Raw genomic sequence first — 8373 nt, forward strand, 5'->3', positions numbered from 1 at the left:
CCGTACGTATCGGGTCAGGTGTGGGGTCGGAGGGGCTCACGCGCCGGTGGGGCGGCACGCGAGGTCGAACGTGAGGCCGGCCTCGTGGCGCCGGAGGAGTTCCGCGTAGAGGGGCGCGCTGAGGCGCTCGGGGAGCGGGTCGTGGTGGCGCCCGGTATGGGCGCCCAGCCGGTGCAGCGCCGCCGGCACCCAGGCGGGGTCGGCGCCCGGGCCCTGCCGGTCGCCCGGCCCCTGCGGGCCGTCCGGCCGCTCCCACCAGAGGCCCAGGCAGGCCGCGGCGGCGAGCACCGAGGCCCACCGGGTCGTCAGGTCGAACGCCTCGGGCGGTGCGGCGGGGCCCAGCCGGTCGGGGGTTAGCAGGGCCGCTTCCGCGGACAGTGCCCGCACCTCGGCGGCGTACTGCTCGGCCAGCGCGACGATCTCCGGGTCCTCGCCCGTGCGCGCCGCGGCCCCCTGGAGCAGGGTGCGGGAGAGCGGGTCGCGTCCGCCCGCGGTGACCGCGAGGGCGCCGAAGTCCATCGCCGGCAGCGGTTCCCAGGGCCGGAAGGTGGTTCCCGGGAGCGCCGGCACGTTCTCCTTGTTCCAGGTCCGCCTTGCGGTCAGGGGCAGTTGGGGCAGCAGCGCGGACTGGCAGGAGACCCGGGAGGCGTGGCCGAAGGCCGAGGGCAGCACGTCGCGCTGCAGCTTCTGGAACAGCGGCTGCTCCGAGTTGCGCAGGTAGAACTGCGAGCCGAGCAGGTCTCCCAGCCGCCGGACCGCCGCCATGAGCAGCGCGGGGACGAGAAGCTTGACCGCCGAGGCGTAGACGGCGCACTGCGCGGGCGCGGTGTGGACCGCACGGGCGGCCACGGTGACGAACGCGTCTGCCAGGAGCAGGTCGGCGAAGGCCTCGGCGAGCACCGACCGGGACAGGGCCAGGTCGGCGGCGGTGCCGCCGTAGAGGCGGCGGCCGAGCGCCCCGCGCAGTGCGGTGCGCAGCGCGGTGTCGAGCAGGCCCGCGGTCATGCCGGGCAGCGCGATCCGGGTGAGCTGGAAGGAGCGCTGGGCGGTCTCCAGGCCGTGGCCGGGGGTGCCGACCACGGCGTCGGCCGGGACGGGGCAGTCGGTGAACTCGATACCGCCGAGCGGCACGCCGCGCATCCCGACGGTGCCGAAGCGGGGCAGGCGGGTGACGGCCTCCCGCGGCAGGCTGTCCGTCTCCAGCAGGAGCTGCGAGTGACTGCGGCTTCCGGGTGCCTCGCTGGTGCGGGCGAAGACCACCATGGCGCCGGCCCGGGTGATGTTGGCCACCACCTCCTTGCGGCCGTCGAGGCGCAGCCGCCCGTCCGGTCCGGGCATCGCGGACACCTCGGCGCGGGCGAAGTCGTTGCCGTGGGCCAGCTCGTGGTAGCCGCAGGCCACCCGGCCGCCGGCGAGCAGGTGTTCGGCGAGCCGGGTCTGCTGCTCGGCGCTGCCCGCGGTCCAGACGTTGACGGCGGCCATGAAGGAGCCCACCCCGTAGCCGAGGCCCAGGCCGGGGTCGCGCCGGTAGACGGCGCGCATGACGCCGATGAGGTCCTCGGGGCCGGTGAACCGGCCGCCGAGGGCCTGGGGGACGAAGTGGGCGTTCAGCCCGAAGGCGTCGAGCAGGTCCTCGCCGGCCGTGAGCAGGGTGCCCTGGGCGTCGGCGGCCAGCACCGCGTCCCGGCCGACCGGGTTGGCGGGGTCGCCGGCGTCGCCGAGGAGCGCCTCCAGGCGGCCGATCACGTCCGCGGGTGCCGCGGGGTGTGCCGGGAGTGCGCTCCCGGCGGGGTCGACGGCGGTCATCGGACCGGTTCCTCCACGGGGTGCGCGAGTGGCGGGACGAGAGCCTCGTAGGCGTCGGTGGGCGGCCGGTGGCCGGGCACCAGCAGTTCCAGGCACCGCTCCAGGGCGGCGGTCAGGGTCACGGCGCGGTCCGTGCCGCCGGTCGCGGCGAGCAGGTGGAGGACGGCGCCGCCGGCGAAACACAGCTCGAAGCGTCGGGCGACCGCGAAGGCCGCGGCGGGGGCGTTCCCGGGGCTCGGCGGCAGCTCGGCCATGGCGTCCGCGAGCGCCTGCGACTGCCCGGCGAGCAGGGCGGCCAGGTCGGCGGTGCGCTGCGGCAGGGAGCCCGCGGCCGCCAGGTCGGCGACCCGCCCGGCGGCCTCCGGCACCGCCTGGACGACGCTGCAGCCCTTGCGGCTCACCAGGCGCAGGGCCCGGAGGTCGAGGTCGGGCAGCGGGGTACGGCCGGTGACCGCGGAGAGTCCGGCCGCGTCGTGGGCGCCGGTGCGGATGAGCCTGGCCAGGAGCGGGAACTGGGAGATGAGCAGCGAGCGGTTGACCGCCGTACTGCCGTCGAAGACGGCCACGATCCGGTGGTCGCGCTCCAGCTTCTGGAACGCCCCGTCGGCATGGTGGTCCGTCAGAAAGCCTCGGGCGCCCATGAGTTCGGCGAGGTCGTCGACGGCCTGCTGGACGATCCAGGGCACGCCGGCCTTGACCGCGGCCGAGACGGTGCTCATCTCCCCCGTGAGTCCGTGGGCGCTGCGAGCCGCCAGCAGGGTCGCGGCATCGGCCAGGGCGAGGGAGGCGGCGGCCCGGCCCAGCGTGCGCCGGGCCAGCGGCAGGAGCAGCAGCCGGGTGCCGTGGAGCTCGCGTCCGGCGGCGAACTCGGCGGCCAGGCGCAGGGCGTGCTCACCGGCGCCGAGGGAGAGCGCGACGCACATGGTGCGGGTCAGCTGAAGCGCGTTCAGGACGATGCCCAGGCCGTCGCCGGGCTCCCCGATCAGCGCGTCGGCCGGGACGGGCGCGTCGTTCAGCCGGATCCCGCTGATGTCCGCGCCGCGGATGCCGTGGGTCGGCTCCTTGGGCAGCGGCTGCCAGGCTCCTTCCGGGAGGGTGGCCTTGTCGACCAGGAACAGGCTGAACCCGCGCGGTCCGCCGTCCGGGCGGGTACGCGCCAGGACGCAGACGAGCCGACCGCGGGTGGCGTTGTTGATCGGCCACTTCTCGCCGGTGAGCCGCCACCCGCCGTCGTCTCCCGGGACGGCGGTCAGGCCGCCGGACAGCAGGTCGCTGCCGATGCCCGGCTCGGTGAGGCCCCAGGCGACCACCTCGTGCTCGTCGAGCACCAGGGCGGCCAGGGCCCGCTGCTGCTCCTCCGTCCCGGCGACCCAGGTCGACACGGCGCCGAGGAAGGTCTTGCCGTGGGCCACGGCGGCCGTCAGGTCGCGGGCGGCCACCACCCGCAGCGCGTCGACCAGTTCGGGCAGGCCCCCGGCGGCTCCGCCGAGCCGGGCCGGGACGTAGGCGCGGGGGAAGCCGGCGGCGTCCAGCAGGGCGCACTCCTGGTCGGGGAAGGCCTCCGCGGCGTCCAGCCGCGCGGTGCGGCGCGGGCTGAACGGGCCGCCCGCCGCGGCCGCCGCGTCCATCGCCCCGGCCAGCGCGGCTGCGACGCCGACGGGCCAGCCGGGAGTCTGCGCGTTCACCTGCCGGCCCCCGCCATCGCCGCCTGCACGCCGGGGGTCAGGTCCGCGTGGAGCGGGGAGAGGGCGCCCTCCAGGAACAGGCCGCGCATCTCGCTGCGCTGCACCTTGCCGCTGGTGGTCTTGCGGACAGCCCCGGGCCGCAGCAGCACGACGCCCGCGGCGTGCACGCCGAACTCGCGGTGCACGGTGGAACGCATGGCGACGGCGAGCTCGCGCAGCTGCTCCTCGTCGAACCGGCCGCGGACCTCGTGCACCACCACGACCTCCTCCTGCGGGACGGGGACGGTGAAGGCGGTGCCGGCCAGCGTGGCCAGTGGCGCGTGCTGCAGCCGCAGCTCGTGCTCGATGTCGTGCGGGTAGAGGTTGCGGCCGTGCACGATGAGCAGGTCCTTGGTGCGGCCGGTGACGTAGATCTCGCCGTCGACCAGCACGCCGAGGTCGCCGGTGCGCAGGTAGGGCCCGTCGCCGTCGGCGGTGCGGGCGTGGAAGACCTCCTCGGTCGCCTCCGGGCGGCCCCAGTAGCCCTTCGCCGCGCTCGGCCCGCGCAGCCAGATCTCGCCGGTGGTGCCGTCGGGCAGCACCTTGCCGTTCTCGTCGACGATGCGCACGTCGAAGTCGGGCACGTCGCCGCAGCCGACGAGTTCACGCACCGGAGCGCCCGGCTCGGGGTCCTGGACGAGGTCCTTCTCCAGGGCCTGCGCATCGACGGCGCGGAAGACCGGCGGCCGGGTCGAGAGGGCGGATATGAACACGGTCGCCTCGGCCATCCCGTAGGAGGGGGCGAACTGCTGGGCCCGGAAGCCGGCGGGGGCGAAGCGCTCGGCGAACTCCCGCAGCGTGCTGGCCTGGATCGGTTCGGAGCCGTTGGCGGCGAACCGCCAGCGCGACAGGTCGAGTCCGGCGATCTGTTCGTCGGTGACCCGGCGCGTGCACAGCTCGTAGGCGAAGTTGGGCGCGGCCGAGAGGCCGATGTCGTAGCGGTCGATCAGCGCGAGCCAGTGGTGCGGGCGCTTGAGGAAGGCCATCGGCGACATCAGCGTGACGCTACTGCCGAGGAAGAGGCCGGGCAGCGTCTGCGCCATCAGGCCCATGTCGTGGTAGAGCGGGATCCAGCCGCCGAAGTTGGTCTGCTCGGTGAAGCCGAGGGCCCGCCCGAAGCTGCCCGCGTTGTGCAGCAGGTTGGCGTGGTCGACCATGACGCCCTTGGGGTCGCCGGTCGACCCGGAGGTGTACTGCAGCAGCGCCAGGTCCGCGGCGGTGGCGGGGTGGTCGCGCCAGCTCGCGGTGTCGCCGAACCCGGGGGCGTCGCTCGCGGCGACGGGCAGGCCGAGTCCGCTGGCGGCGATCCACTGCTCCGCCTCGCCCAGCTGGCCCAGGTCGGTGAGCGCCACGCTCAGGTCCGCGTCGCCGGCGATCTTCGTCACGCGGCGCTGCTGGTACTGGAACTGGCCGGGCATCGGCGACGGCACCGCGACGACCCCGGCGTAGAGGCAGCCGAGGAACGCGGTGACGAACGGCAGCCCGGCCGGGTGCAGCAGCATCGCCCGGTCGCCGGGCGCGCAACGCTCCTGCAGCCAGGAGGCCACCCGGCGGGCCTCCGCGTCCAGTTCGGCGTAGGTCAGACTCTGCACGCCGTCGGGCGCCTCGTGGTCCTTGACGTAGCGGACGGCCGTCAGGTCGGCCCGCTCCACTGCGTGACGACGCAGCAGGTGGACCACGCTGGCCTCGTGGGTCAGGTTCATTGAGCTCTCCTCTCCGCGCGGGCGCACGGCAAGGCGCGTGCCCACGTACCGGTCGTAGCGGCCCGGGCTGCGCAGCGGAGGACCGCGCCGGGCGAGCGGGAAGGACTGGCCGGCGCCGGAAACACGGGGGAGATCCCAGTGGAACACCGCGCACCGGTGTCGCGAAACGTACGTCGCGCGGAGCGTCTGCGCGCTACCGGCCGAAGGGTTCGGCCATGGCGACCGCGATCTTGCGCGGGCCGGTGAACGGCTCCCGGCCGTGCGAGGTCAGCATGTTGTCGATGACCAGCACGTCGTGCTCGTGGTAGTCGAAGCGTGCGGTCGCGGCCCGGTAGCAGTCCCGGACGTGAGCGATGACGTCGTCCGGGATGGTTCCGCCGTCCCCGAAGTACGTGTTCGTCGGCAGGTCAGGCTCGTCGAACATCTCCAGCAGCCCGTCCCGGATCACCTCGTCCAGGGTGGTGACGTGGAAGAAGGCCGCGTGGTTGAACCAGACCTGCTCGTCCGACACCGGGTGGCGGTGCACGGCCTTCCGGACCGCGGTGGTGCGCAGGGCGTCGCCCGGCAGCCACGCCGCCTCGATGTCGTTCGCCGCGCAGTACGCCTCCACGGCGGCCCGGTCGTCGGTGTTGAACACGTGCTGCCAGGTCAGCCCGATCCCGGGGTGGAAGTTGCGCACCACCCGCCAGCCCCGCTGGACGAACTCCTCGCGCACCGAGTCGTCGAGCCTGGCCAGCACCTCGCGGGTGCTCGCCAGCGACGTCGCCCCCAGCGTCGAGGGCGGCTGTACGCAGTAGAAGTACAGCGCCATGGGCCACGACTGCTGGTAGGAGTTCTCGTTGTGGAGAAAGATCTCCTCGTCCGGCGGGTAGTCGGTGGAGGTGTAGACCTGCCCCTGGATCGCGTGGCGCGGCGAGGAGCGCTCCGTGTAGGTGAGCGGATCTCCCGACAGTCCGCGGACGACGGAGTCGAAGGCGGTCACGTCCGGAACGGAGAATCCGCGGAGGAGCAGGGCTCCGTGTTCGAGCAAGGAGGCCCGCAGCGCGGTCCGTTGTTCCTCGACCCGCTCGGCGAGGCCCTCGCTCCCGTCCGACTCGATCACGAGTGGAAATGCTGTGCTCTGGCTCATGCGCCGGGTTGTTCCCTTCCGAAGCGGGACGCGACTCGCTGGTGTGGCCGCACGCGGATTCCGGGGCGGTGCGGTGACGTTGTCCGCGGAGCCCGGCACTCGTTTCGTCGACGACCGGTCGGCAGCACCGCGTGCCACGGGTGGCGCGTCGGCGTGATCGAGCCGGCCAGGGCTCGGCTCTCCGGAGTTTGCCGCAGCGGGCGGGCGGGTCGCCACCCCTCCGGCCCCGATCACCCGCACCACCGGAGGCCGGGAGCCGTGGCTGTTCAAGTGAGGCGACGTCCCGGTTGAACAGCACGGCGAATTCCGCCGTCCCGGGAAACCCGCGCCATCACTTGCACGTTCCCGGCCCCGGACGATATGGGAGGCACCGGGCTTCCGTACGCCGGGTGTTCCGCCCGATCGTTGAGCGGCCCGTTCCCGGTCCGTAGCATGACCCCCCACCGCATATTCCATCGGAATGGAGAGCCGCCATGCTGGGAGCCCGCTCGCTGGGGCACGTGGAAGTCGTTTCTTCATTCCCCGAAAAGCCCATAGCCCGCGCTTCGGTTCTCACCACGACGCCGCTGATAATCCGCGGCACCGAGGCTCTCGGCGCGATGCACCGGTGGACTCCCGAATACATTTCCGAGCGCCTCGGCGACCGCGAGGTACCCGTCAGCATCGCGGACGCGGACGGCGGGTTCAGGTACAACCCGGATGCGCGCGGCCTTCGTTTCGAGCCGATGCGCGGATCACGGCTCGCCGCCGAGTTCCGGAACACGGCGAACGGCCGCAGGCTCAGCATGCAGCAGATGTCGATCCCCAAGACGCTCCCCGAGCTCTCCGACGGACTGGTGATCCCCCCCTACATTCCGGCCGATGTCATCAGCGACATCAACCTGTGGATGGCATCGGACACGTCGAACACGCCCCTGCACTACGACAACATGAACAATCTCTTCGCGCAGCTCGACGGGAGGAAGAAGTTCCTGCTCTTCAATCCCTCCCAGAGCGACCTGCTCTACCCCGGTGCGCTCGACATCCGCACCAGGCACCTGAGCAGCGTCGACGTGAACGCCCCCGACCTGCAGAAATTCCCCGAGTTCGCGCAGGCGGAGTACTGGGAGGCCGTCGTCCAGCCGGGCGACCTGCTCTTCATCCCGGCCTTCTGGTGGCACCAGGTCTCCGCGCCGGACATCTCCGTCTCGGTCAACTACTGGTGGCGGGCGGACATCCGGGACTGCGCCTGCCCTTCGTTCTTCCGCCAGCTGTACATGGACCTCGTCATGGAGGACGTCCGCGGCCTGTTCCCCACCCACGACCTCCGCCCGCTCGGCAACGGCTCCGCTGCCGTCCTCGCGCTCGCCGAGCAGGTGATCGAGCACGACGAGGCCGGGGTCGCGGCGCGGCTCTGCGGCGGCGTCATCGTCGCTGCCGCCAAGGGCGCCTGCGGAGAGCACGGCATCGCCGTCGACGGCGGGATCGACAGTGCGTTCGCGGAGCTCCGAAAGCGTTCCGTCTGGTCCCCGGAGGACAGCGACCTGGCGCGCGAGGGACTGGCCGTGGCCGCCGCCGCACGGCCGGGCGTGCCGGTCGAGGCGCCGGCCGTGCGGCAGCTGATCGAACGGCTCCGCAAGTCCGGCCTGACCTGGGAGCACCCCGCACCGGCCGGCAGCGGCCGCTGACGATCCGTCGAGCCGCGACGGAACCGCGACTCCGGGCACGAGTTCGTGGCGGGGCACGAACAGGAGGTCAGCACCGATCCGGCCAGCCCCTGCTGCACCCGGACAGGCAAGGAGAACCGGAGCCCTCCGCCCGCGCCCGTTCCGCCCCGGCAGCAGGACTGCGCGGAGTCCCCGGCCCCCGGCGTCCGGAGCAGGCACACCGGACGCCACCGCAGCATGCCCGCACCCGCCGTGCCTGCGATTCCCCGCCTCAGCGCACCCTTCCTCGCGCCTTGAGCGGGATGTCGGGGAGGGCCGGGGCGTGGAGGCGGGGGCCGTCGTAGCCGTGGACTTCGCCGAAGCGG

Annotated in this window: 5 protein-coding genes; 1 reads left to right on the forward strand and 4 read right to left on the reverse strand. The window is 73.4% G+C overall.

The window, feature by feature from the left end; translation table 11 throughout:
* Nucleotides 1–36: 36 nt before the first annotated feature.
* The 4 genes from AC067J_RS42315 to AC067J_RS42330 all read right to left on the reverse strand — a co-directional run bounded on the left by AC067J_RS42315 (nt 37) and on the right by AC067J_RS42330 (nt 6362).
* A complete protein-coding gene (locus tag AC067J_RS42315) occupies nt 37–1806 on the reverse strand; it encodes an acyl-CoA dehydrogenase (RefSeq protein WP_478308175.1) in 1770 nt (589 codons plus the stop codon).
* Nucleotides 1803–3491 carry an acyl-CoA dehydrogenase family protein gene (locus AC067J_RS42320; RefSeq protein ID WP_478308176.1) on the reverse strand — a complete coding sequence of 563 codons (1689 nt, stop codon included), beginning with the start codon at nt 3489–3491 and terminating at the stop codon, nt 1803–1805. Before AC067J_RS42320 ends, AC067J_RS42315 begins: the two co-directional genes overlap by 4 nt.
* Nucleotides 3488–5233, reverse strand: a complete 1746-nt coding sequence (locus AC067J_RS42325) for a fatty acyl-AMP ligase (RefSeq protein WP_478308177.1) — start codon at nt 5231–5233, stop codon at nt 3488–3490. Before AC067J_RS42325 ends, AC067J_RS42320 begins: the two co-directional genes overlap by 4 nt.
* A 193-nt stretch (nt 5234–5426) precedes the next feature.
* Nucleotides 5427–6362, reverse strand: a complete 936-nt coding sequence (locus AC067J_RS42330; RefSeq protein ID WP_478308178.1) for a TauD/TfdA family dioxygenase — start codon at nt 6360–6362, stop codon at nt 5427–5429.
* A 473-nt stretch (nt 6363–6835) separates the two neighbouring features.
* Here AC067J_RS42330 and AC067J_RS42335 point away from each other — a divergent pair, with 473 nt between their 5' ends.
* Nucleotides 6836–8029 (forward strand): cupin-like domain-containing protein, encoded by a 1194-nt coding sequence (locus tag AC067J_RS42335; RefSeq protein WP_478308180.1) that lies wholly within the window; start codon nt 6836–6838, stop codon nt 8027–8029.
* The last annotated feature ends 344 nt before the right edge of the window (nt 8030–8373 follow it).

Source organism: Kitasatospora sp. NPDC042419, assembly GCF_056437345.1.

Bases quoted from the DNA above. Each gene is read 5' to 3' on its own strand.
- AC067J_RS42325 (WP_478308177.1), bottom strand. From the start codon at position 5,233: ATGAACCTGACCCACGAGGCCAGCGTGGTCCACCTGCTGCGTCGTCAC.
- AC067J_RS42315 (WP_478308175.1), bottom strand. From the start codon at position 1,806: ATGACCGCCGTCGACCCCGCCGGGAGCGCACTCCCGGCACACCCCGCG.
- AC067J_RS42330 (WP_478308178.1), bottom strand. From the start codon at position 6,362: ATGAGCCAGAGCACAGCATTTCCACTCGTGATCGAGTCGGACGGGAGC.
- AC067J_RS42335 (WP_478308180.1), top strand. From the start codon at position 6,836: ATGCTGGGAGCCCGCTCGCTGGGGCACGTGGAAGTCGTTTCTTCATTC.